Origin of the sequence: Psychrobacter glacincola, from assembly GCF_965118485.1 — a bacterium.
Taxonomy (GTDB): domain Bacteria; phylum Pseudomonadota; class Gammaproteobacteria; order Pseudomonadales; family Moraxellaceae; genus Psychrobacter; species Psychrobacter glacincola_D.
In genome coordinates, this window is sequence record NZ_CBCPJH010000028.1 from 1 (window position 1) to 25,275 (window position 25,275).

Annotated in this window: 22 protein-coding genes and 2 pseudogenes; 15 read left to right on the top strand and 9 right to left on the bottom strand. The window is 41.5% G+C overall.

The features are described 5' to 3' along the window. The first annotated feature begins 286 nt into the window (after positions 1 to 286). The 4 genes from ACMHKH_RS10760 (at position 287) to ACMHKH_RS10775 (ending at position 3,234) form a co-directional block, all read left to right on the top strand. Positions 287 to 1,243 (top strand): replication initiation protein, encoded by a 957-nt coding sequence (locus ACMHKH_RS10760; RefSeq protein ID WP_413520643.1) that lies wholly within the window; start codon positions 287 to 289, stop codon positions 1,241 to 1,243. Between the two features lie 80 nt (positions 1,244 to 1,323). Then, on the top strand, positions 1,324 to 1,563 hold the full coding sequence (locus ACMHKH_RS10765; RefSeq protein WP_413520644.1) for a type II toxin-antitoxin system RelB/DinJ family antitoxin: 240 nt from the start codon (positions 1,324 to 1,326) through the stop codon (positions 1,561 to 1,563). A gap of 262 nt (positions 1,564 to 1,825) precedes the next feature. Then, entirely contained in the window at positions 1,826 to 2,083 is a 258-nt protein-coding gene (locus ACMHKH_RS10770) for a hypothetical protein (protein WP_413520645.1), read from the top strand. A gap of 182 nt (positions 2,084 to 2,265) precedes the next feature. Continuing rightward, the gene (locus ACMHKH_RS10775; protein ID WP_413520646.1) at positions 2,266 to 3,234 is read left to right on the top strand and encodes a DNA-binding protein; all 969 of its coding nucleotides are present in this window, start codon (positions 2,266 to 2,268) and stop codon (positions 3,232 to 3,234) included. Positions 3,235 to 4,419: 1,185 nt separating this feature from the next. Here the strand turns inward: ACMHKH_RS10775 and ACMHKH_RS10780 are convergent. From ACMHKH_RS10780 to lnt, 5 genes and pseudogenes are all read right to left on the bottom strand, one after another. After that, the gene (locus ACMHKH_RS10780) at positions 4,420 to 4,722 is read right to left on the bottom strand and encodes a helix-turn-helix domain-containing protein (RefSeq protein ID WP_413520675.1); all 303 of its coding nucleotides are present in this window, start codon (positions 4,720 to 4,722) and stop codon (positions 4,420 to 4,422) included. Between the two features lies 1 nt (position 4,723). Continuing rightward, the gene (gene lgt / locus ACMHKH_RS10785) at positions 4,724 to 5,608 is read right to left on the bottom strand and encodes a prolipoprotein diacylglyceryl transferase (RefSeq protein WP_413520647.1); all 885 of its coding nucleotides are present in this window, start codon (positions 5,606 to 5,608) and stop codon (positions 4,724 to 4,726) included. A 199-nt stretch (positions 5,609 to 5,807) separates the two neighbouring features. Beyond that, a pseudogene (locus ACMHKH_RS10790) lies at positions 5,808 to 6,350 on the bottom strand (ATP-binding protein); the annotation flags it as partial. A 160-nt stretch (positions 6,351 to 6,510) separates the two neighbouring features. Continuing rightward, positions 6,511 to 7,059: a manganese efflux pump MntP family protein gene (locus ACMHKH_RS10795; RefSeq protein ID WP_413520648.1), complete on the bottom strand. Its 549-nt coding sequence runs from the start codon at positions 7,057 to 7,059 to the stop codon at positions 6,511 to 6,513. Between the two features lie 27 nt (positions 7,060 to 7,086). Then, complete coding sequence (gene lnt, locus ACMHKH_RS10800; protein ID WP_413520649.1) at positions 7,087 to 8,700, bottom strand: apolipoprotein N-acyltransferase; 1,614 nt, start codon at positions 8,698 to 8,700, stop codon at positions 7,087 to 7,089. Between the two features lie 227 nt (positions 8,701 to 8,927). Between lnt and ACMHKH_RS10805 the strand changes: the two genes are divergently transcribed. Together ACMHKH_RS10805 and ACMHKH_RS10810 are read left to right on the top strand one after the other, a co-directional pair. Further along, positions 8,928 to 9,578: a DUF411 domain-containing protein gene (locus tag ACMHKH_RS10805; protein WP_413520650.1), complete on the top strand. Its 651-nt coding sequence runs from the start codon at positions 8,928 to 8,930 to the stop codon at positions 9,576 to 9,578. Positions 9,579 to 10,374: 796 nt separating this feature from the next. Then, positions 10,375 to 11,091: a CHAP domain-containing protein gene (locus ACMHKH_RS10810; protein ID WP_413520651.1), complete on the top strand. Its 717-nt coding sequence runs from the start codon at positions 10,375 to 10,377 to the stop codon at positions 11,089 to 11,091. 157 nt (positions 11,092 to 11,248) lie between these two features. On the opposite strand, the gene cadR is transcribed toward ACMHKH_RS10810, so the two are convergent. Continuing rightward, the gene (gene cadR, locus ACMHKH_RS10815) at positions 11,249 to 11,656 is read right to left on the bottom strand and encodes a Cd(II)/Pb(II)-responsive transcriptional regulator (RefSeq protein ID WP_413520652.1); all 408 of its coding nucleotides are present in this window, start codon (positions 11,654 to 11,656) and stop codon (positions 11,249 to 11,251) included. 141 nt (positions 11,657 to 11,797) lie between these two features. Between cadR and ACMHKH_RS10820 the strand changes: the two genes are divergently transcribed. From ACMHKH_RS10820 to ACMHKH_RS10860, 9 genes and pseudogenes are all read left to right on the top strand, one after another. After that, the gene (locus ACMHKH_RS10820) at positions 11,798 to 13,999 is read left to right on the top strand and encodes a heavy metal translocating P-type ATPase (protein ID WP_413520653.1); all 2,202 of its coding nucleotides are present in this window, start codon (positions 11,798 to 11,800) and stop codon (positions 13,997 to 13,999) included. 138 nt (positions 14,000 to 14,137) lie between these two features. Continuing rightward, entirely contained in the window at positions 14,138 to 16,198 is a 2,061-nt protein-coding gene (locus ACMHKH_RS10825; protein WP_413520654.1) for a heme lyase CcmF/NrfE family subunit, read from the top strand. Beyond that, positions 16,199 to 16,861 (top strand): DsbE family thiol:disulfide interchange protein, encoded by a 663-nt coding sequence (locus ACMHKH_RS10830; protein WP_413520655.1) that lies wholly within the window; start codon positions 16,199 to 16,201, stop codon positions 16,859 to 16,861. It abuts the gene before it with no gap. A gap of 80 nt (positions 16,862 to 16,941) precedes the next feature. Further along, on the top strand, positions 16,942 to 17,427 hold the full coding sequence (locus ACMHKH_RS10835) for a cytochrome c-type biogenesis protein (protein WP_413520656.1): 486 nt from the start codon (positions 16,942 to 16,944) through the stop codon (positions 17,425 to 17,427). Beyond that, on the top strand, positions 17,424 to 18,704 hold the full coding sequence (gene ccmI / locus ACMHKH_RS10840) for a c-type cytochrome biogenesis protein CcmI (protein WP_413520657.1): 1,281 nt from the start codon (positions 17,424 to 17,426) through the stop codon (positions 18,702 to 18,704). The genes ACMHKH_RS10835 and ccmI overlap by 4 nt, the downstream gene beginning before the upstream one ends. 141 nt (positions 18,705 to 18,845) lie before the next feature. Continuing rightward, complete coding sequence (gene lspA, locus ACMHKH_RS10845) at positions 18,846 to 19,547, top strand: signal peptidase II (protein ID WP_110924232.1); 702 nt, start codon at positions 18,846 to 18,848, stop codon at positions 19,545 to 19,547. Between the two features lie 246 nt (positions 19,548 to 19,793). After that, a complete protein-coding gene (locus tag ACMHKH_RS10850; protein ID WP_413520658.1) occupies positions 19,794 to 20,153 on the top strand; it encodes a DUF3817 domain-containing protein in 360 nt (119 codons plus the stop codon). Positions 20,154 to 20,553: 400 nt separating this feature from the next. After that, positions 20,554 to 21,174, top strand: a complete 621-nt coding sequence (locus ACMHKH_RS10855; RefSeq protein ID WP_413520659.1) for a GNAT family N-acetyltransferase — start codon at positions 20,554 to 20,556, stop codon at positions 21,172 to 21,174. 281 nt (positions 21,175 to 21,455) lie between these two features. Next, positions 21,456 to 21,554: pseudogene (locus tag ACMHKH_RS10860) on the top strand (hypothetical protein); the annotation flags it as partial. Between the two features lie 582 nt (positions 21,555 to 22,136). Here ACMHKH_RS10860 and ACMHKH_RS10865 read toward each other — a convergent pair. The 3 genes from ACMHKH_RS10865 to ACMHKH_RS10875 form a co-directional block, all read right to left on the bottom strand. Continuing rightward, positions 22,137 to 22,766, bottom strand: coding sequence for a tetratricopeptide repeat protein (locus ACMHKH_RS10865; RefSeq protein WP_413520660.1), 630 nt, complete (start codon positions 22,764 to 22,766; stop codon positions 22,137 to 22,139). Between the two features lie 255 nt (positions 22,767 to 23,021). Further along, positions 23,022 to 23,399, bottom strand: a complete 378-nt coding sequence (locus ACMHKH_RS10870) for a hypothetical protein (protein WP_413520661.1) — start codon at positions 23,397 to 23,399, stop codon at positions 23,022 to 23,024. A gap of 273 nt (positions 23,400 to 23,672) precedes the next feature. Further along, positions 23,673 to 24,644 carry a tetratricopeptide repeat protein gene (locus ACMHKH_RS10875; RefSeq protein ID WP_413520662.1) on the bottom strand — a complete coding sequence of 324 codons (972 nt, stop codon included), beginning with the start codon at positions 24,642 to 24,644 and terminating at the stop codon, positions 23,673 to 23,675. Positions 24,645 to 25,275 lie beyond the last annotated feature (631 nt).

Genomic DNA, 25,275 nt, shown 5'->3' on the forward strand with positions numbered 1-25,275 from the left:
TCTAAAATACAAAGTATAGGTCCAAAATATAGTTTTAGATTTGGCTCTTGAGTCGCTTTTTTTCTAGTATTTAAAACAAAAATATATTTTTTACTTTTAAATACTTTTAAATACTTTTAGGCAGCTTGCAGGCCTTGAGCGTAAAGGGTCTTACAGTCTATAAAGCTACAATCAGCTAGGTTAAAGCTACAATCAGCTAGGTTAAAGCTACAATCAGCTAGGTTAAAAGCTACAATCAGCAGGTAATATGCTACAATTAGAAAATAATGAGCATTAAGGCGTGGCTATGAGTAATCAAGTTGATCTATATGAAAAGAAGTATCCTGCAAACTGGGTTGTTATGCAAAATCGTATTTTACAAGCATTTTATGAAATGACGCTTGATGAAAAACGGCTACTATTGCTTGCTAGTTCAGTAGTACGTTTGAGAGATGCTACTGAAAAAGACACTATAGAAATAACCGCAAAAGCATTTGCAGAGGCTTGCAATATTCAGGTGGATTCTGCTTATACGCAATTAAAAGAGGCTAGTGAGAAGATGATGCGGCGGTTCTTTAGTTATAGAAACGAACGCGGTAGCCGTGTCAATGTGCAGTGGGTTATCAGATCAATATATGAAGATGGCTATGTATCTCTGTGTTTTACAGATGAAGTACTACTGATGTTAAAAGTTTTTGATGAAAATAACCCATTCACCAAATATAAAAAAGAAGATGTCCTTAAGCTAAAGGGTGAGTATTCAATAGATATGTATCACTTAGCCAAAAAACATGAGGGTATGACATCATGGACAATGTCGCTTGAAGAAATTAGAGAGGAGCTGACACTTTCTAGATCTTATGAGCGTATTAACAACCTAAAAACTCGAGTTATCAATCCAAGCGTTGAAGAAATTACGGAAAAAACCGACATCAAAATAACTTATGAGAACATAAAACGTGGACGTACCGTCACGGGTTTGACATTCACGGTTAAAGCTAAGCCTACTAAGAAAAAAAACCTTAAAGAGCTAAATCAGAATAATGAGAATAGAGATATACCATCCTTAACCGTCAAACAGATTGACCGTTTTGCTCCTCTGTTGGCCAACTATGCCCCATTTGGTAGCTATGCGCCTTCAGGGAAAAGTACCCAAGAAGTGATCAGCTGGTTACATACCCAATTAAGAGATGAAGCTTTTTTAAAGACTCACAAAAAGCATCTGCTGGCGGTAGGCTATACCTATCCTAAGCAGCAAAAATAGAATAGAAGAAAGTGAGTAATATACTTTGCCTATACAATTGGCTTATATTAAGCGTACCTACGTAAACGACAAGTGATGCAATGACAACAACTAATTATAATATCCGGCTCGAGCAAGAACTCAAAGATAGTGCTTTTGCCGTGTTTGAAAGTTATGGTTTAACGCCCTCGCAAGCGATCAAATTATTTCTCACACAAGTGGCGCAGACAAAAACAGTGCCGCTGTCTTTTGAGTATCAAGCGACATCTGGCATAAATACGCTAGCTGATGGGATCAAGAATGAGAACCGTCAAAACTTACACGGTGTTAATGGTAGATGATTGAATTTGGGTGGAATAAAAAAAATCATCAATCAGCAAAAGTACCGATTAGCATTTGACGTAGCAGTGCGTGTGTTTCTTGATCCTTTATGTCTGCGTTAACAAAATCGGCATGAAAATGGCGAGGATCGGTGGTAAGCATTAGGTGAAGTAAATGGCACAGCTGTACTATTGGTTGCTCATACACAAAGAGAGATAAACGGTGGTGGAGTCATAAGAATCATTTCTGCAAAGCGTGCCACCAAAGCTGAAAGAAGGTTTTATGAACAATGTTAGATATCACTTAGATGAACTGCAGCCGTTAACAGCAAACAGCAAACAGCAAAAGGATTTACAACATCTGGCCACACTGCCGGACGACGATATAGATTTGTCGGATATCCCAGAAGTCATCCATTGGTCAGGTGCTATCCGTGGCAACATCGAGCCACAAGCGACCTCTACTGAAGTAAGCGTCATCAATCCAAGCATCATCGCCAAATTTAAAGACAGGGACCAACAAACAGGCGGTAACTACTAAGACGTGATTAATGACGCACTAGAAGAGTATCTGCTTGATCATTAATGCTATCATCAGAGCAGAGACCTTAAGATACCTTAAGGTTTTTTTTTATCTTATATTGTAATATGTTGTATATAGTATTATACTACATACATATTATACAAGTACTATCTGATCCTACAAAATTAAGGATGACCATCATGGCGATTACGACGCAGCAAATTCATGCCACCGCTGACCAGCTACAAGAGCAAGGAATCAAGCCGACATTGGCTGAGGTGCGTAAAGCGCTGGGTGGTGGCTCATTTACTACTATCAGTGAGGCAATGAAGTCTTGGCGACAGGATCACCAAGAAGAAGAGCAGTTAAGACAGGTGGACTTGCCCAGCGGTATCACTGAGCGCTTGCATACGCTTGGTGCGGATGTGTGGCAGACGGCTATTGATATGGCCAATGATCGGCTGGTGAAAGAGCGTGAGGCGTTAGAGGTCATTAAGGCGAAGGCGCAAGCTGAGACGGACGAGGCGCAAGAGGCGGTGAAGATGTTGGAAGGTGAGCAGTCCGATTTATTAGAGCAGCTGGACGAGGTAATGGCGACTTCAGAGACGGCAGCTATAAAAGCGAATCAAGCCACAGCTGAACGTGACAATCTTAAACAGACGCTAAGTGATACTCAGCACCAGCTAGAGCTTGAACACATTAAAGCAGATACTGCGCAGGTGCAGCTTATTGAGGCACGCACCGCGCTTGATAAGCAGTCTACAGAGCTGAGTTCCAGTGTATCAACAGTGGCTAAGCTTGAGGCCACAGCTGAGAGTGATAAAGCAGAGATCGCACGTTTGAAGACAGAGCTTGAAACGATTAAGGGTGAGCTAAAAACGGTGACTACTGAGCGCAATGAGATAACGACCGTCACGGCAGAGGTGAAAGGAGAGCTAAAGGCGATAACCACTGAACGTGATAAGTTGTCAATAATCTATGATCAGCTGACTCAAACGCAAGCTAAGATTGAAGCCGAGCATAGAGTATTGAATAAGCAGTATGATGAGCTATCAACTAATTACCTATCAGAGCAGGGACGAGTGACCGCGTTACAAGCTGAAATTAAGGAAGCGCAAAGAGAGCTGGCTGTCGCTCAGAATAAAAATAATGATTCGGGTGCTGATTAAATAAAAGTGTCCGAGGTTTTGATGTAATCAAGGTTTCAAGCTAAAGGACAGTTGCACAGAGTCTGGGATGGGCTCCACCCAAGAGATAGATCCTGTTCTATTCACACTAAACTTATGAATCAACCATGACAATATCGACTCACTGAATAAGTGAATGTTGTATAATATACATTCTGAATTTTTCTCTGTACTCTTATGGTATATAGCCTAGTGGGCTATATACCACTTAAATTAGCCTAAGTAAATTCATGCTAATTTTGGAGCCTTGAGCAGATTTCAAGGAACACTCACCCTAAAGCAATCTTGAGTATTTTGTCATACTCATAAACACTTTAGTGCATTCCTTGGATTTGATGTGATTCATCGTATGCCGACTTCATCGCCCATCGCGTCATCAAGACCGTATCACTGTATCAAGCTACGGTTGTTATGATTACGGCTGATAGCACCGCCTAGACACGCTCATAACCGCTACTGTGCTGTCATACGCTAGTAAGGGCGTTCGCCCAATATACCGCTACGATATGCACGAGTAACCACTCATTGCGTTGCTCTGATCCTTTGTCTAGTCACCCCTGTAGGGAGCTCACCCTTATGTCAAACGCAGTCGTCGCCGAGGCCTGCCACCCATTTGACGGGTAACGGTTACAGAGAGAGCAGTACAAGGAGGTAACGAACGAATAAGTAGCTTATTAAAATGTATAGTGAATAAGGTTGATATGAAAGCATAATTTAGATAAAATGACCATATACGGGCATTTAATGCTGTTCAAATAACGCACTGTACATGCTTATTTGTTCGTTACAGTGTGCTTCAACACGCTGTAACCGTTATCTACATTTAAAACTAAATGCCTCTAGGAGTCAACTCCCAGAGGCATTTTTTTGTTTAGTCTTTTGATATAATTCTCGTAAAATCTTTAGGTGCTGTCATAATCAATTGGCTCAAGTACTTCAGATCGCTTTGGGAGTGTCATAGTCTCTCAAAAAAAACTATCTGAACCGCCTCAGGTTTTCGGAGACTAACCATTCTGAGAGAATACGACAAACTAGGGGCTGTTCAAGGTGGTTTCAAAAAGCAATTAATGAAGGGCGTCTCAAAGCTCATTTCAATCTTGAGGCAAGGATTGCGGAATATGCATTCTTCTCATTATCCTAGAGGAAGAAGACTTTTGCGAGAGATGGTTAAACATTAAATCTTATATGTTTTCCTGTTGGCAGCTCAACGTCGATACGAAGCGTGCCGCCCATAGCTTCAACATATCTCTTCATGGTTGATATCTTAAGATCATGGCCACGATTTTCTATAGCAGATAGTGAGGGTTGCTTAATGCCAAGGGTTTGAGCAAGCTCTTTTTGAGAAATTTCTAACTCTTCACGGATACGGTAAAGCTGATTTTCTAAAAACAAATTTTCAGCCAGTTGTTGAATACGAGCTTGGCTTTCCGAAGAGCGGCTAGCTAACAGTTCTTGCAATATTTTAGCCATTTTAATAAGCTGACTGCTTACCCCAATCATAGATGCCGCGTTTATAAGCATAAATCAGCATGATTAAACCAGCAATAATCATTGGTGCACTTAATAATTGCCCTTTGGTCATCCAGCCTAATAGGATAAATCCTTGGTCAGCATCTGGTTGGCGGAAAAATTCAATGATAAAGCGGCTGATGCCGTAGCCTAGTAAGAACACAGCAGAGGCGGCCATACGTGGGCGCGGCTTCGATGAATACCACCATAAAAAGATAAATAATAGCAGACCTTCGGCAAAGGCTTCGTATAGCTGCGATGGATGACGAGGCAGCACATACTGACCATTAATCTCGATCATCAATTCTTGCAACTGTGGATTGCTCTGTAATTGCTGGCTGTCAAAGGCAGCGGCTTGCGGGAAATACGTTAGCCAGTTATAGCCACCGTCTGATACGCGTCCCCATAACTCACCATTGATGTAGTTACCAATGCGACCAAAAAGTAAACCAGTTGGCACACAAGGAACGATAAAGTCGAATACTTGGAAGGTGGTTTTTTTGTATTTACGAGTAAAGAACCACATGCCCAACATGACGCCGATAAAGCCGCCGTGGAAAGACATTCCGCCTTCCCAAACCTTTAGTAGATAGGCAGGGTTTTGCATTAGCTCGCCGAACTGGTAAAACAGCACATAACCAATCCGACCGCCTAAAATAACGCCAAGCGACCCGTAAAAAACTAAATCAGACACCATATCGGTGGTCCAATTGTCGCGTTTGGTGCTGCGATACCAAGCCAGACCATAAGCCGCGGCAAATGCTAGCAGATACATGAGGCCATACCAGTACACTTCTACTGGACCCAAGGAAAGCGCTATCGGATCATACTGAGGATGAATCATCATAAAGGCATCATAATTATTGGTAATAGAATGTATAAAATAAGGTTTATAAGTGAATAGACTTATATAAGAATTTTTTGTCCAGTAATTGCAAAGTACAACTATCGCAAGTCAGAACCTCATCTTATGGATAGAGAGACCTTCCAAGTAAACTAGCCTTCGATATAATCGGAGCGGTTCATAGATAGTATGAAGGTATTTACTACCTGGTAATCAACAACTTCACAGTAACCTCAAAAAGACACTCATCTTTGATAGTAATACTAACTTTGCCATTATGGGCATTGGAGATAGCTTGCACAATAGATAAGCCTAAGCCTGTTCCTGAATGCATCGTATTCGTTTTATCATGACGATAGAATCGCTCAAACAGTTTATCGGCTTCAATCTGATCTAATGGTTTGTCTAAACGATTGGTCATAGTTATTCTTAACCAGAGCTGCTCTGGGGATTGAACATCGTCTTTTGGCTCATTGAGTGAGGTGCTTGAAGTGAGGACAGTAGAGGATATCATGATAGTGCTGTCACTAGCCGCATAATAAATCACATTTGACATCAGGTTGGCAAACAGCCGTTGCAATAAGCCTTCATCACCTAATACTGTTTTAAAATCACCCGATTTTTCAAAGGTTATCTCACGATCCTCGGCAATCATCTCATAATAGTCTATAAGCTTTGTGATCAAGCTCTCTATATAGACATGACTGATTTGCGAATCGCTCAGCTCTTTTTGAGTTTTTGCTAGTTAGCTATACTTTAGTTTCGATGCTGCTGTCATTGACGATAGCTTGCGCGCTCACTAGCCTTTTTTTCAAAAATGCTGCTACTAACGAAGGTAGAAATACTCAATCTAACGGTATAATAAAATGGTGGCTACGCTCGTGATGAGTACCTCTCATTACAAGTTATAGCACCATATTCACACCAATAGCGATCAACACCAAACCACCTAGCGCTTCTGCCCAACTGCCAAGCCACGTTCCTGACTTGCGTCCTATATAAGCACCTAAAAAACTTAATATAGCTGTCGTGAGTGCAATGATTAAACAGGCAACATAAGCATTAACCGCCAACAGGTTTAACGTAAATCCTGCGCCCATCGCATCAAGACTGGTGGCGATAGCCAACGATAGCAGTGTTTTATGACTTAAATTAATCCGAGTATCATCGTCATTAACGGAACGCGACTCATAGAGCATCTTGATGCCAAGCGCTACTAGTATGACAAAAGCAATCCAAGAAGCGCCTTCAGCAAACCAACCCAGCATGGTAGAGCCAAGCGCATAACCAATCAGCGGCATTATTCCCTGAGCAACCCCAAAATACAAACCAACCAGTAAGGTCATTTTTATAAACTGCGGCTTAGAATCACCTCTGTGCGTGGAGCCAAGACCGATTGATGCGGCAAACGCATCCGCAGTAAGCGCTAACGCCAATAATAGTATTTCTAACATCAAAAAATCGTTCCTTTTAAGATGTTTTTATTCTTTATTTTCTACTTTAAATGATTTTTTAGTATGGACAATACTTCTTCTATCTCTCGTTGATCTTGAACGCCTGCCAAGATAGCTTACTAGTAATAGCAGCGCTATTATTATCAAAATAGGGTAATTACCCATAAGCATGAAGGGGGTGTTGCCAACTCGTGCCTCTATTTCACCGCGCAATACAGTACGCTCAAACTGCGGTGCGCGTTTTACAATACGCCCTTTGTAGTCGATGATAGCAGTAACGCCAGTATTGGTCGCTCGTATAAACCATCGACCATTCTCAAGCGCGCGCATCTGTACCATTTGCAAATGTTGCAATGGGCCTGCTGAAGTGCCAAACCATGCATCGTTAGAGACCGTTAATAAAAAGTCAGTATCCATTGCGTTTTTGCGTGTGGTGTCTGGATAGGCGACTTCATAGCAGATAGCTGTTCCTATAGTGTGTCCACGCACCTGCAGCGGTGACTGTTGATCACTACCGCGACTATAGCTTTTAATGTCCTGACTACCAGCCAAACTAGGGAAAATATCAAGCACACCTTCAAATGGAATATATTCCCCAAACGGTACCAGGCGCTGCTTCTTATATAGACCATCGGCTTCTGCGCCCAAAGCCATCACGCTATTATAAAATGGAGGATACTTGTCAGTACTGGCATTGAACGCTGCTTTATCCTTATAAGGAATACCGGTTATCCATGTCGTATTGGTCGCATTAGCCATTTTTACCATTTCACTAATAAAGCCCACAGCCTCATCTTGAAACATCGGAATAGATGATTCAGGCCATACCACAACATCACGCCCCCACTCAGTGCGCGTTAGTTTTGCATAAATCTTTAGGGTTTCTACTTGATATTGAGTCAGCCACTTTATATCTTGTGAAATATTGCCTTGAATCAATGAAACAGACAGATCAGGTGTGCCCTTAGGTTTCGTCCATTGTGGATTGATTAGCCATAGTGATGTGCTAATGGCTAATAACATTACAGAAACGACGGCATAACTACTGCGCTGACGCATTAACTCTACCAAACTTGCAGCCAATAGTATGGCAACAAAAGAGACGGCAAAGACACCAGCAATAGGTGCTAAGGACGACAACCAGTACTCTTCAGTAAATGCATAACCAACAAACAGCCACGGAAAGCCTGTAAACAGCCAAGTCTTTAGCCATTCTTGTAACACCCAAAGCGCAGCAAAGGAAAAGGGTTGTTTGCCTACCATTCGGTTAAAGATTAGTGCTAAAAAGCCATGAAACAGCCCCATACCGAGACCCATCAACGCAATCAGAATCAACGCAAGCCACGTCGGGGTATCGCTATAATCATGGATGGCTGTATATAACCAAAAGCCACCGACACACCATAGTCCCATACCGTAAGCTTCACCAATAATAAAAGCGCGGCGACCGCTCATCTGTGGTACTAATAGCGAATATAAAATCGCTGGTGACACTATTGCTAGCGGCCAGAACCCATAAGGTGCTAGCGCTAATAAGAAAACAGCCCCTGCAAGCCAGGCTGTTGGCAGCGTAAGCCATAGTGGCAGAGGCTTTGACTTAGTATTTAGACGCTTTTGTAGATTAATAGTAGACAGGCGCATCGCAAATCATCCAAAAATATGAGTCTCAAAATCTAAGACTTAGATAGACTCTTCATTACTACAGACAGTACTTCAAAATAAAATCTGCCTATAATACCAGTCCGCACTGCTCAATGGATAAATTTGCATACCTTATTTGATGGGTTATTATGCTACATTATCAAACGATATGAAGTGTCACTTAGCCTTCTATGGCTTACAATATTCACAATACATGAGGCAGCACTATGACCCCCTTGAAACTAAAATCCAGCTTTATGTGTGATAGTCAATTGTCTAAGGGGTTGCGTGGTACGCTAGTGTTACTTGCCGCCACATCACTATTTGCTTGTAACCAATCGAATAGTAGCGTCTCTAATGCAAACGCAACATCAGTACCAACCGAAAATTCAGCGACAATCACTTTAAAGGAAGTTGAACCAAACGCTCAAAGCGCTCCTATAACGGCAACATCAGGAAATAATCCAAGTTTACTTAAGAACGTCTCAGCAACGGTTTATAAAGATGCCAATTGTGGTTGCTGTAAGGGGTGGATTGACCATGCACAAAGTAATGGATTGAGCTCAACGGCTGAGCATCCAAAAGACTTGTCATCCCTTAAAGACCGCTACAAAGTGCCAACTGAGATGCGCTCTTGCCATACAGTAGTCACTACTGATGGTTATATTTTTGAAGGCCATGTTCCCGCTAAATATATGGCGAAATTCTTAGGAAATCCGCCAGTACAAGCAATCGGTCTTGCTGTGCCCGGTATGCCTGTAGGTAGCCCAGGTATGGAGTATCAAAATAAATTCACGCCTTACCAAGTTATGCAGATTAATAAAGACGGGACAAGCCAAATTTATGCTGATATTAAATCGATAGAACAGCAACTATAAAATATTCGCAGATAAGAATAATTGACTATAGTATTAGCGTTGAAAGCAAATGAGAAAGATATGAGACTGTTTTATTGTTTGTAAAAACGACTTTTTGTAGAGTAATTCAGTAGTTACTGAAACTTTGGAATCCGAAAATAACGCTAAATTTGTAACTTTTGATGACAATGTAAGCTAATCTATCCATTATTTACCTCTGAAATAGATAAGTAATTAAGGATTAATACAAGAACATACAGGATGTATCGAAACAATTACGTAAGATTACATACATTGTTAATTAATTAAAAGTCGCAGTGATGATATAGACCATTATATTGTGACTACTATCATCTTAATCCTATATGCGATAGTAATTTCATCCAATAAAAAAAGGTCTGATTGTTAAATCCAAATTATCGATTTAACAATCAGACCTTTTTTTTGCTCATAAAATAATAAAAAACATGTCAAATTGGCCAGCTGCACCTCCTAAAAGATACACAAACTTACATTGTAAAATTGAATTTTTTAGTCATTTCATCCGCAATAAAAGAGTGTTTTTGAGATTTTTATTAGTGGTGACATGTTTTACACCCTATGCTAAAGTCGGCTCTGTGTTTTGGCTAACCACCTGATTTTTATTGAATTTGTAATACTTTAGCAAGGTTGCCAGCACTACTAACTGCTTTAGATAAGCATTTCACAGCATAAGTATTACTCATTACGACGTGTATATGCTCGAGTTGTTGACATGTAATTGACCGCTCTGTTATGGATGACAGGCTATTTTGTATTAACCATAGGTAGTAAATTTATGAAACAGGCTTTATTGATTTTGTCAGTACTGGGCATGGGCATAGCACAAACAAGTGGTGCTGCTGTAACGACCTTTCAAACAAATAATACCATCACTAATGCTTCTGTGGCATCAAACTACGGTTCATCAAAAAACATCTATAGTACTAGCAGTGGTGCTTACGTTTCTAGCAATGACGAAATCAGTCAAGCCATTAGCACTTTAAGTATGCAGGCCAAACAAAAAGAGAGTCAGCTTTCCTCATTGAACAGCCGTTTATATACTGAACAACAACAGCAACAAGTTAATACGGTTCCTGACAGTAATTCAGCACCCGCTATTGCCGCTGCACGTGCCTCACGAGTTGCGCTATCTAAAAGCTCAGGTTACTGTGCCCGTTACGTACGTAAAGCGCTACAGTCTGCAGGTTACGAGTTTACCCCGAACCCTTCAGCCTATCAGTACGCTACTCGTGGCACGCTTGATAAAGCAGGTTTCAGCAAAATCAGCAATGATATGCCAACCCAAGTTGGTGATGTTATTGTCTATGATCGCTCATCAAAGCGTCCAAATGGCCATATCCAAATTTTCGATGGTGCAGATTGGATTTCTGACTTCCGTCAGAACAGCATTAGCCCATACAGTGGTGTCTATGCTTATACAACATGGCGCGATTCAAAATATGTTGATGACGCATCGGATCGTGGCATCTACCTTGCTATGGCTGACAAATAAGATTTAATAAGTCAACACAGTCCTAATAAATTAACGCAGCATAGTTCTGATTTTCCTCCAGCTCAGTCGTGATTTTACTATCATTGCTGGGTTTTTTTGTGCTTGCTACTATGCCATTTTCAATCTTTCAGAATTTGACTAGTAAAAATAGATGCTATTAATGACAAGAGTTATCAGCAAGGGCATTGAGTATGCCACAGGATGTCGTTGGTACACTGCTGGTGCATTTATGACGTAAAACCGTGAGATGCTGTTTTAAGTGCGTCAGCTCTTTCATCCGTATTTCCACGGCGTGAATTTGCTCATCTAGCAAGGTATTCACATCGCCACAGTCCTCGCTAGGAGATTCCCAAAAATCAAGTAAGAGTCGCACTTTATCTAAAGCCATGTCAAGCATACGGCAATGTAGGATGAATTGTAGACGCTCCATGTGCTCCTCATTATATAAACGATAGTTTCCTGAGCTACGAGCAGGCTCAGGTAATAAACGCTCTTTTTCATAATAGCGAATGGTCTCTACTGTGGTCTCTGTGCGTTCAGCAAGTTCACCAATTTTAATTAACATAATAACCTCGATGGTTCAGAACGTTGAAGTGACTTTTAAGCTTGATGTTGGAGAAATAAAACTCATAAATCTGTAGATACAGCCCTTGACTCTGAACCCACTAGAGGGTTCATAATAACACTATTTGAAGGGCAGAATATTATGAAATATCGTATTGAAGGTATGGACTGTGCTAGTTGCATCGGCAAGATTGAAACAGCCTTGATACGTATGCCTGGGGTTTCTGATATTAAGCTAAATTTTGCTACAGAATCACTAGAGTTGACGCTAGACCCTGAGGCTATAACTCAGGTCAGTGATATCGAAAAAACCATTAAAAGCCTAGGGTTTGGCATCTCTGCTAATACAGGCCAACAGACTGTATCGGCTATTGATATTGACAGCGACAATCCGTTGACCTCGCAACGTCAGCGTTGGTGGCAAACTCAAAAAGGCAAACAGGTTGTTGGTCTCGGCATTCTGATGGGCAGCGCTTATATTCTGTCACTACTTTTCCCCGCTTATGGCATATGGGTGTTCGCTGTTGCCGTGATTGTGGGCGTCTTTCCATTTGTGCGCAAAGCGGTAGCACTGGCTAAGTCGGGTTCACCTTTTTCCATTGAAACGCTGATGTCCGTCGCCGTGCTTGGTGCCCTTATCATTGGTGAGGCTGAAGAGGCCGCAGCGGTTGTCTTCTTGTTTTCGATCGGTGAGTTATTTGAGAGTATCGCTGCTGATCGCGCTCGCGCTGGTATCAGAGCTTTGGCATCACTAGTTCCAAAAACTGCCATTTTACTTGACGCGCAAGGGGGACAGCGCGACGTTCCTGCGTCCTCACTACAAGTGAATGATCTTGTGCTCGTGCGCCCTGGCGATAGAGTATCTGCCGATGGCGCCATTGTTCAAGGTACATCCAGCCTCGATGATTCGCCTGTGACTGGAGAATCGGTTCCTGTTGCTAAGACGATGGGTGACACTGTATTCGCGGGGTCGATTAACATCGATGGCGTGCTACACGTGCGGGTGGAGAAAACGGCTGCCGATAATACGATTGCAAAAATTATTGAGCTGGTAGAGCAAGCACAAGCTTCTAAAGCGCCCACCGCACGTTTTATTGAAAAGTTTAGTCGCTATTACACTCCAGCAGTGATGGTCATTGCCGCATTGATTATCGTCGTGCCACCTTTAGCGATGGGTGGAGAGTGGGGAACTTGGTTGTATCGTGGTCTGGCGCTATTATTAATAGCCTGTCCCTGCGCTCTTGTGCTCTCAACACCAGCTGCTATTGCTTCTGGTCTGGCGGTCGGTGCGCGTCGTGGTCTGCTCATTAAAGGCGGTAGTGCCTTAGAAACTATTGGTCAAGTGAAGACGGTCGCTTTTGATAAGACAGGTACTTTAACGGAAGGCAAGCCCCGCGTGACTGATGTTGTTGCCTTTACGCAAGAGTATACGGACTCTCAAGGTCAGGATTCTCAAGATGAAGATAAGGTATTGGCGCTCTTTGCTAGTGTGGAGTCCGGTTCTAGTCACCCGCTTGCTGAAGCCATTGTCAGCCATGCTAAAGCTGCCAATGTGGTCATACCTGTAGCCTCTAAAGCTTCTGCTACTGCGGGTAAAGCGGTGCATGCAACTGTGTCAGGCCGCACGCTAGCTATCGGTTCGCCCGTCTACGCGGCTGACGAAGCAGTCATTTCTGCCAAACAACAGGCACAAATTGAGGCGCTGCAAAATCAAGGTAAGACCGTCTCAGTTCTATTTGATGAGCAAAGTCGAGCAGCACTTGGGTTAGTCGCATTAAGAGACGAGTTACGAGACGACGCTCATCAAGGGGTAGCTCAGCTTAAAGCAATGGGTGTGAACGCCGTTATGCTGACAGGCGATAACCGCTTAACCGCTCAGGCGCTTGCCAGTAATTTAGATATTGAGTGGAAAGCGGAGCTGTTGCCCGAAGATAAACTGCGCCTGCTTAACGAGATGAAAGATAATCGCAAAATAGCGATGGTAGGTGATGGTATTAATGATGCGCCAGCACTAGCAACCGCCGATGTCGGTATTGCGATGGGTGGTGGTACTGATGTGGCTCTAGAGACGGCTGATATCGCATTGTTGAAAAGTCGGGTTACGGACATGGCTCATCTGATTGCGCTATCGCGCGCAACGATGCGTAATATTCATCAAAACGTCATTTTCTCATTAGCTTTAAAGGGGGTATTCCTAATCACCACTGTATTCGGCATTACTGGTCTATGGATTGCGGTGCTAGCTGACGCTGGAGCGACCGTGCTGGTCACTCTTAATGCGCTGCGTTTACTGCGCTTCAAAGGTGCGCCTCCACTGGAAACTCCCTCTAAAGTAGTTAAATGAAAGCCTATAGGATCAATTGACGATAATTGGCTATAAATGGATAGTAGTCATACGAGCTGGGCAATCTGCTTCTAATATTATAAATTGCGTTAGTCACAGTAAGCTGTGACTGTACCAAAGTGGACAAGGTTAGACCGTATGTTAATTACAGAGTTAGGTTATTTTGCTTTGCTTATTGCTTTTGTGTTGGCAATATTGCAAGTGGTTCTGCCAACCGTTGGTGTTATGCGTAATCGAGTTGCCTGGCAGCGTTTAGCCCCAAGCCTTGCTTGGGCACAGTTTACCGCTATGATAACGTCATTTGGCGCTTTGATGGCGGGCTTTTATTACAACGATTTCAGCCTAGTTTATGTCACTCAGCACTCCAATACTCTGTTGCCTTGGTACTACAAGTTATCGGCGACATGGGGTGGACACGAAGGCTCATTGCTGCTGTGGATGACCATCATGGCGACATGGTGTGCACTGGTATCTTATTTTAGTCGTGGTCTACCATTATCAATGCGCGCGCGGGTATTAGTGATTTTGGCCGGTGTGCAGTTAATGATGCTAACGATGCTGATATTTACCTCGTCACCATTTGAGCGCACCTTACCCAATCTAGCAGTCGATGGCGCTGACTTAAATCCTGTCCTACAAGATTTTGGCCTAATTATTCATCCCCCCATGCTATATATGGGCTATGTAGGTATGGTAGTACCCTTTGCTTTTTGTATGGCGGCATTGTGGGAAGGGCGTTTAGATGCTGCTTGGACACGCTGGTCACGTCCATGGGCGCTAGCGGCTTGGGGATTTTTGACCATCGGTATTGCACTGGGGTCATGGTGGGCCTACTACGAGCTTGGTTGGGGCGGGTGGTGGTTCTGGGATCCGGTAGAAAACGCTTCGTTTATGCCATGGCTTGTTGGATTGGCATTATTGCATTCTTTAGCGGTCACCGAAAAGCGCGGAGTCTTTAAAGCCTGGACCATTATGCTGGCTATTTTTGCCTTTGCCTTAAGTTTGCTTGGCACGTTTCTAGTGCGCTCTGGAGTCCTTACCTCAGTGCATTCGTTCGCCGCTGACCCGACGCGTGGTTTGGTCATCTTAGCTATTCTTGGCATTATCACCGGTAGCGGCTTATTAATGTTTGCCATTCGCGGCTGGCGCTTGACGGTTGAGAGTCAATATCAGCTGGTTTCACGTGAGTCCTTTTTAGTAATCAACAACGCCATCATTTTGATTTCAACCTTAGTGGTGCTGCTTGGCACGCTCTATCCAATTATTGCCGACGCCTTTAGTTTAGGTCAGGTATCGGTAGGCCCTCCTTACTTTAATGCATTGTTTGTACCCTTAACGTGGCTGTTGTTAATATCGATGGGTATGGGTTCAAATATTCGCTGGAAAAAAGATAGCCGTCCCTTATTGGGCGTTGGAATGGTTATAGCGGTTAGCAGCTTAGTGTTAGCCGCTATTGTCACTTACTTTGTCAACCCCTCATCTATACTTAATATTGGTGTCACTTTAGCGGTTAGCTTTTGGGTACTGTTTTGGATGGTGGTTGATTTTAGAGATAAGACTAAAAATGCTGCAAATATATTTAGCGGTTTGGGTCAATTACGTCTCAGCTATTGGGGTCAACAAACCGCACATATTGGTGTCTTAATAGCAGTTATTGGGGTGGCGTTTACCAGTAGCTTAAGTATTGAGCGCGATGTGGCGATGGCACCTGGCGATACGGTCAATGTACAAGGTTACGACTTCAAACTTGTTGATTTTCAAGAAGTTAAAGAAAGTAACTTTGATGGTACGCGAGCACAAGTTGAGATAACGAAAGAGGGTCGCGAGGTCGCCACTTTATACCCTGAAAAACGCACCTATATTATCAGTATGATGCCGATAACCGAGGCGGCTATTGATGCCAGTCTCATGCGTGATTTATACGTAGCACTTGGTGAGCCTATCGCTGAGAACAGCAATCAATGGGCCGTACGTATCTATGTGAAGCCGCTGATTCGTTGGATTTGGCTGGGCGCAATCATCATGGCTTTAGGTGGCTTAATCAGCATGCTCGATAAGCGCTATCGCATCAAAAAAGTTAAAGCCCCGTTGCTAGCTAGTGGTAATCTGGCTACTGATGGAGTCAATGATAGAGCTATTGGTAATGTAAATAAGACCGTAGCTCCAGCATCGACGATGTCGACAACAAGGGAGCAATAAATGACTATGTCTAACAATGCTCCTGAGCAAGGGGACAGCCAAAACAGTACCCAGCGTAACCCAAAGACCATGAATAAGAAGCAAATGAAGCTATGGTTCTTAATTCCACTTATCCTCTTTTTTGGTTTAGTAGTGATACTGTACATGCGCTTGGGTAAACCAACAAATATTGTGACCAATACCGCTCTTGAGCGTCCAGTGCCTACTTTTGAGCTGCCGTTATTAGCAGATACGACTCGTATAATCACTAATGATGGTTTGCCAGATACGCCGTTTTTGATCAATGTTTGGGGCTCATGGTGCCCAACTTGTGTTATTGAGCATCCGTTTTTAATGCAACTAGAAGAACGTGGAGTTAATATCATTGGCGTGAATTATAAGGATGAGATTGGCAATGCGCTCAGCTACTTGAATCGAGGCGGCGATCCATTTTCTATGTCTATTCAAGATTCACGGGGTCAGTTTGCTCTAGACTTAGGCATAACGGGTGCACCCGAGACCTTTGTTGTGGACGGAGACGGTATCATTCGTCAGCATATTCTTGGTGAGATCAATGAAGCCAATTGGCAACAGCGTGTTAAGCCGTGCCTAACAATGCTTAATGAGGCTAACAAGAACAACGATAGCCCCGATCCGAGTCAACTTGAAAAGGTATGCAAATGAACGTTGCTCGAATGAAAGCTCCTCTTAAATCTAATATTGTTTTGAAACTAGCAAGCTTAATACTAGCGTGTCTGCTTAGCATGACGACATATGCAGCTATTGACGTATACGATTTTGACTCACCACAGCAAGAAGCTCAGTACCGTGGACTAATAGAAGAGCTTCGCTGTCCAAAATGCCAAAATCAAAACCTTGCAGGCTCTGATGCACCTATCGCCCAAGATCTAAAGCAAAAAATCTATGATTTAATTAAAGATAGACGTAGTGATGCTGAAATACGCACCTATATGCAAGAGCGCTACGGTGACTTTATTAGCTATAAGCCGCCTATGCGACCATCGACATGGATACTGTGGTTTTTTCCACCATTATTACTGCTCGTCTTAGTCATCGGCTGGTTTTGGCAAAGTAAGCGTCGCCAAGTAGTCGCTCGTGGTCAAGGCGGCGTCACAGTAGACCATACTGCCACTGCTCTAACCCCTGCGGAAAGAGCTGAACTTGATCGTCTATTATCGCAAGCTGAGAATATTGACCACGACATTACTATCCCAAAGGACAAAAAATGACCCTATTTTCTACTTTTGGTTTATTTATAGCTCTAGGCTTATTGATTGCTCTTGTATTTGCGCTGATTGCTATTTTTCCATGGCTAAGAGCCGCACGCTCGCAGTCCAAACCGATAGATAACCAACTGTTAGACATTAACGTTGCGGTATTTCGCGAACGTTTGGCTGAGCTACAAGCGGATAAAGACAGCGGTACTATTGATAACAGCCATTATCAAAACCAAAAGCTGGAGCTTGAGCGTCAGCTATTAGATGCGCAGCGTCAAATAGCGCCAATGGTCACCCCTAATGTTAAAAGCCGTCTAATTGTCGCAGCTTGGATCCCAATATTGGCCACGATGGCGTATTTATTAATAGGTAATCGTACGCCCGTGTTTGATCTATGGGCGGCTGAAGACAAAGTAGGACAAGTAGCTGATGACTTATTAACGGCTAAGATCGACACGCCACCAAAGTGGGCGACTGAAAACGGTCGTCAGTTGATTAGCGCTATGCAAACCAATGTCCACCGTCATGCTAATGATCCTGATCGTTGGATGCGCCTATCAGAGCTTTTCTTATCTATGGAGGCGACTGATTCTGCATTAGAAGCCTTGTCGCGCGCCTATCGTTTAGCGCCTGATGACGAAGGAGTTGCAATCACTTATGCTCAGACTAGCTTTTTTGTTAATAAGGGTCAGTTAGACGCAAATGTTCGCCGTGTATTACAAGATGTATTAGCCAAAAATCCGCAGCATGAACGAGCTCAAATGTTAATGGCAATGGGTGAGGCGCGCAGTAGTAACTTTGCCCAAGCGCAAGGTTGGATTAGACGTTTACAAGACAGTATTATATCCAAACCAGGTGACCATACTAAAGCTTTAGCAAGCTTAGATGAGTTAAGCGCCTACGTTAGTACGCAAGAAAAGCAAGCACTAGAAGGTATTGAAGTGACAGTGACGATTAACGCCAGTTTATTGCCGTTAGTAAAGGGTGATGATGTGCTATTTATTGCTATTCGTGACGTTAAAGGGGGCCCACCGTTTGCCGCTAAACGTTTACCCATTGGTGTTATCAAGCAAGGTGAAGCCAGTATCCGCTTAAGTAATCTTGATGCGATGATGCCGGAGCGCACGTTAAACTCCGCCCGTAGTGACAAAACTCAGTTAGCAGTCGTTGCTCGTATTAGTCATAGCGGTAATGCCATAGCAGAGTCAGGCGACTTATCGGGTAATCCGATAGTGATTAGCGCTGAACAGACTCAGGTTAATGTTGAAATCAACCAACAGATTCCCTAATAAAAAATTATTACCGTAAGTTTCATAATACTAGAGCGGTAATTGGAGCAGTTTTTGAAAGTGGCGCTATTAATAGTCGTATACCAAAAACATATACGTTTAACATTGTTCATTGTATAAACACAGATAAAGACAACAACTATGACTAAACCTATCGACAGATTAGATAGTACTAAATTAAATAGCGTTGAATCGACTAGTACTAATATTGCTGACAATAAAGCAGCTGTGAATAGCACTCATCAACGGATTGACTCTGAAACTATGAGTCATACGCCTGAAGCTACGTACGTGACTTCAGGCAAATCGATAACGCTTAAAGGTCAGTTGGACAAAACGCCAAAAATGGTTGCCAATGGCAGTCGCGCTTTTATTTGGTATTTGCTGGCGCTAATGGTATTAATACTGGATCAAGGGACTAAGTGGTTGGCCCAAACCAAGTTATCTTTCAATGATCCCGTACCGGTCATTGAACCCTTTCTCAACTGGACACTCGCTTATAACTATGGCGCAGCATTTAGCTTTTTAGCCGATGCTGGCGGTTGGCAGAAATGGTTTTTCTCAGGCTTAGCTTTTATAATGGCTATCTTTTTGACGGTTTATTTAATCAAAGCGCCTCGTACAGCCAAGCTATTGTCTGTGGGGTTAGCCTTAGTGCTTGGTGGTGCGATTGGCAACTTAATCGATCGTTTAAGAATTGGCAAAGTGGTTGACTTTATCCATGTGCATTATGCTGATGTCTGGAATTATCCTATTTTTAATATTGCAGATATAGGTGTTTGTGTCGGTGTCGCATTGATTATTATTGATATGATATTTTTTGAAAGTAAGCGTAATAAATAAGCATATTGATGTCGATTAGCACAAACAAAATGAACTAGCGTCGTAGTCGCTCTATACGGAAAAATACTTTTTATACTTGAGTATGTTTATAAAAATGTGAACTGGAAGGTAATGTATGACTGGTATAGGTACTCACTCATTTTAGCTCTTAAAACCCAATACTTCAAAGCTCTGCGTAGAGCCATTATTATGGCGACATTGAATAACTCATAAATTATTTATTGATAATAACAAAAGGAAAATATAGTGTCACAGGCTCAGCCAACTATTGAAAAAATTCACAGCCTTAGAAAAAAACAAGGGACCGCGTTAAAAAGCCTAACCATTATAGGCTACCTAGAAGGCACCTCTTTCTTATTATTGCTCTGTATCGCCATGCCGCTAAAATATATGATGGATATTCCAGAAGGTGTGAAATACATCGGTATGGCACACGGTATATTATTCATTGCCTATGTCATAATACTTATAGGCTCAGCCATCAAAATAAAAATGCCTCTTTGGGCAATACCTGCGGGCGTACTCGGATCACTCTTACCGTTTGGCCCGTTTATATTTGATCATTTACTAAAAAAGAATCTACAGAAAAGCGTAAGTAAAGAATAAGCTCTGCAAGCCTACCTTATTGCTCAAGATTACTTTTCCTGATTAACTTACAAGTCGCCATGACTCATCATGGCGACAAATGAATAACATCAAACAGAAGCTACTCACAAAAAAATTTCAATTAAGGCTCAGTATGAATAATCTAAAACCCTACCCGCTTTTCCAACTTACCTCATACCCTATCGACAGACCTGTCTAGTTCGAAAGCTAAAAAGGTTTTATCGTCTGTAATGGATTTGCTATTACAAAAAGTATACTTATCTAGTAGCTTCAGGTATTGCGTCAATTCGAGCGTCGAATTGTTAAACAATATGATTAGATAGGCTCATTACCTCAGTGAGGACTTGGTTGAAAATTTAGGAGAGGGCACTATGTCAATTGAGAGTAATGAGGATAAATCATGATTAATTTTAATGAAAATATTGAATTGAGTGCTTGGGGTGTAACTCTTAGACCTTGGCTTAGTTCAGACGCATCGTTGATTGTTGGGTCTGTAGTCGATTCGCATACCTGGAGATTCACAACTGAAGCTATTTCAAATACGGATGAAGTTGCTAAGTATGTTGATAGAGCATTATTAGATCGAAGCGATAAGAAGAGGCTTTCTTTTGCAATCTGTTTAGAGGGTAGTGAGAAAATTGTTGGTAGTTCTAGTTTTGGAAATGTTTCTACTAAAGATAACAGGATTGAAATTGGTTGGACGTGGCTAGCGCAAGAATTTCACGGTAAAGGCCTAAATAATGTGGTTAAGTACCTCATGATGAAACATGGCTTTGAGGTTTTTGGCGTACATCGCATAGAGTTTAAGACTGACAACTCTAACCCTCGTGCTTGCAGAGCGCTTAAAAAGATAGGTACGCAGAAAGAAGGTGTACTTCGTTCGCACACTTTAATGCACGATGGACAGTATCGTGATACAGCGTTCTTCTCGGTTCTTGATACGGAATGGGACGAGGTTGAAGTGAATCTTGCTAATCTCATAGAAAACAGTAATCGAGAATATAGTTTTTTTACAATGTAAGAAAGATAAATGGTTTTCTAAATACACATTAATTTGATTGCAACGATAACACTATTCAGGTTACTGGATACAAGCAACTTCAGAGATACTCGCAAACAACTTGTTAAAGCTAATGTAAAATGCAGCTTATATTTTGGCGCGCGAAGCTAATTTACCTATAACCACCTCAATGGAACCTGTAGTGGCATAATTAACTTAGACCATGTTTAAGAGATTATACTAACTCAAAGAAGACACTAGTATGAATAACAAACGTAGAGAATAGGTAATACACCCGAGAATTTAAGTTAGAGGCCATCAGATTAGTGGTTGATCACAATCGCAAGATAGCTGAAGTAGCAAAGTCTTTGGGGATTGGTGTATCGACCTTAGACAACTAGGTACGAAAATATCGGTTAGAGCAACAAGGCGTTGCTCCAACCCAAGGCTCGGCTTTAACTGATGAGCAGCGATAGCTACAACAACTACGAAAAGAGAACAAACGTCTAAGAATGGAGCGTGACATCTTAAAAAAGGCTTCAGCTCTGTTGGCATCGGACAGTCTAAAAAGCTACTACCAATAAGTAAGCTTGCAGAGCAGGACAAATGATTGGGCAAGCGTAAGCTATGTGACCTATTTGGTGTGGTGAGAAGCAGTTATTACTATGGCATATAAACTAAATCTATTGATGTGAAGCGTATCAAGATCAAAGCATTGATACGTGAAGTATTTAATGACTCAAAAGACTCAGCATGGACTCGCACTATTACTGCCATCTTACAGCATCAGGCTGACCTGCTACATGGCAGGTCAGCTTATGAAGCAAATGGGACTTAAAAGCTGCCAGTAAAAGACGCACAAACAGTGATTATATATGGGGCTACTATCAGTCCGTGAGACCGCACAGCTTCAATGATTGTTTAACACCGCTAGAAGAAGAGAAACGCTACTTTAACAAAAACTTCTGGTCAGGTGTCTTAATTTAGTTGACCACTACAGAACGACCTTGTTTAGCTAACGGTTCGAAGAGCTTAATCGCCTTACTATAACTTTGATAATTTTCATCACTATCCATATATAGAACACCAAGGTTATATTGAGCATCCATATTTCCTTGATCGGCAGCTTTTTGAAACCATTTGATGGCTTGATCATAATTCTGATTTATACCTACACCCTCGAAATACATTAGACCGAGATTAGTTTGTGCAGTGGAGTTACCTTGGTTAGCCGCTTTTGTGTACCACTCAATAGCCTGAGTATAATCTTGATCTACTCCTTTGCCTTCATCATACATTCTGCCCAAGTTATTTTGTGCATCTGCATCACCTCGGCTAGCCGCTTTTGTATATAGCTCGATAGCTTTAGCGTAGTCTTGCGGTACTCCTTGCCCATTCTCGTAAGCAACACCTAAATCGAATTGCGCTATAGTATCGCCTTGTTCAGCTAATCTCTGTAATTCTATAACGTCATCACTCTCTTCAGTTACTGGTTGTACGTGAAAAACTTCATTACGGTCGTCATTTTGCGTTTTCTGACAGCTCGTTATCAAAATAGGTGAGAAAGAAAGACAAATAAGAGTAACGGTTAATTTAGTTTTAGATAAGGTCATGTATCTCGTTCACTGATTGAAGATTATTCGTTAAGCATACCATTTGACTGAAACGATGATGTAATAAAAAAAGCCAATTATACCGATGAATTTTTTGTAGTTAAAGCCATTTAACATAACGTCCGTTATGGGAATAAGGGCTCCTATCTAGTGAGGATTTGAATGCTCGGCTGTGTGCTAATGTCATCGGCGCTTTAACTCACTGAAATATTTACAGTGTGAGGGTTTTTAATAAAGCGTTATAATTAAATATCTCTAAAGATCTTTAAATAAGGGGTTTTCTTTCAGTAAGTAGTCATCCTCACGTAAAGGGATTCTTCCCCAAAAAATTCTCATAATATGAGTAAACCTATCATAATATTCTGTTAACTCTTCTATATCTATATTTTCTACACTCCAAGCATCATATGGGTTTAGAGTTGAAGAAAATGCTGTTTCAATCGATCTTCCTAAATAATAAACATCGGCCATCACCGCCTTGTCTACAGTTTTCTTATTTTCAATCTCTTTAATAATATTTAGTAAAAAGATTTCTAGATCCCAATATTTATCAACGTCCCAAACAAAATCATTCTTTAATGTATTAGTAAAGGATTCATGACCCCAAAGATACGTTCGTATATTAGCCTTCATTTCAATGTCCAGTTTTTACAGAACCTGCCATAATTATTGAGAATATAGCTTACAGTTCGCTGTTTGTATAGCGCACTGAACTAACTTAATGATTTGATAACTGCCGAACTGATTGAATCAGTTTGGTACCCTAGTGAGGACTTGAACCTTAGCCTGTAGCTAAGCGATTTCAATAGTTATAGGCTACTGGGTTTAATTAGTGTACATCTGAGTGTACTTGATAAGCTTGGCTTTGTGATTCTTTGACTAGGATATTCCCTAATAACCTAGTCTTTATTCATCCTCTGTCCTTATACCCAAGTTGTTACAACCTAATTGATATCCATTGTCACAAGCTTTGGAAAAGTACTTTTTTGCTATAACTGTATTTCGACGTACGCCTATCCCATTAAGATACATCATACCAAGGTTATATTGAGATCTAGCATCACCTTGATTGGCGGCTTTTAGATACCACTTACCGGCTTTAGCATAATCCTGAGGCGCACCTTCGCCATAGCTATAAATTGTTCCAAGTTGGTATTGGGCAGGAACATATCCTTGGTTAGCGGATTTTGTATACCACTTGATAGCTTTAGGATAATCATGACGTACCCCTTTACCTTCGTAGTAAGCGTTACCAATATTGAATTGAGCCTCAGTATTGCCTTGGTTGGCTAGTTTCTGCCACTGCTCAACGACTTTGGCATCATTTTGACGCACACGCTCGCTCTTTCGATGTGGTACGCCATTGATGAATTTCATCGGACCAATCCCTTGGTTAACAGCTTTTGTACGCCAATCGATATGTTTATCGTAATCCTCGTCTGTACCTTTGCCATCGTAATTGTAGTAAGTTTTACTAAGTTCGAGTTGAGCTTTAGCGTAGCCTTGATTAGCAGCTTTTGTGAACCATTCAATAGCTGTAGAGCGATCCTGATCTACCCCTTCACCATCGTCGTACATTATTGCAAGGTTATATTGAGCAAGATCATATCCTTGGTTGGCTGATTTTGTATACCACTCAACGGCCTTAGCGTTATCCTCGAGTGTACCTTCGCCATCGTCATACATTACTGCAAGGCTATATTGAGCCTCAGCATTGCCTTCATTGGCTTGTACTGTCAGGTCTTCAAATTCTTTTTCAATATCTGATTTTACGGGTAAGACATCGCTAGGAATACTAATAGTCTGAGTATTAATGACTTTATGACATCCTGTGAGCATTAAGCCAGTCAGTAAAAATGTTAATAGCCTTTTTTTCATAGCTGCTTGTCCTGTTATTTAATCAAAGTAACACTATAATTTATAATTTACATGCCTATCATGATGTATTCTAAATACACCATTAGATGGTCTTATTAGGTATACCACAAGGAAACCAACTAATTAGAGTCATTAATCAATTAATAGACCACTTAAAATAGACTGATATAACGGAACCACTTATAACAGACTATTAATTTAATTATGTTTATTAGACATCAACCCATGAGCAAGATGCCAAGCGTGTCAAAAATGAGCTCATAGCATTTGCTCAAGACCATGGGCATAAAATTGCTACGTTCTATATAGAAAATAAGTCAGGTACAACGCTAGGACGTACAAATCTGATGCATCTGATTGCTATCATAGTTAAAAAAGCAAAGTAATACTCAAATACTCAAATACTCAAATACTCAAATACTCAAAAAATGTATTGATTACTGTTAAGTTAGTATTCTTCAAATCTTCAATTGAAGAATGTTGAAGCTCCGACAGTCCTAGGGCTTTTGAATTCAATATAAACTACCCAAAAAATATCACAGTATTTTTTGAATCAGGATACATGATTAAAATCTATCAACTTAATCATTATATATCTGATGGCGTTATGTCTATAAAAAGGTAAATTAAT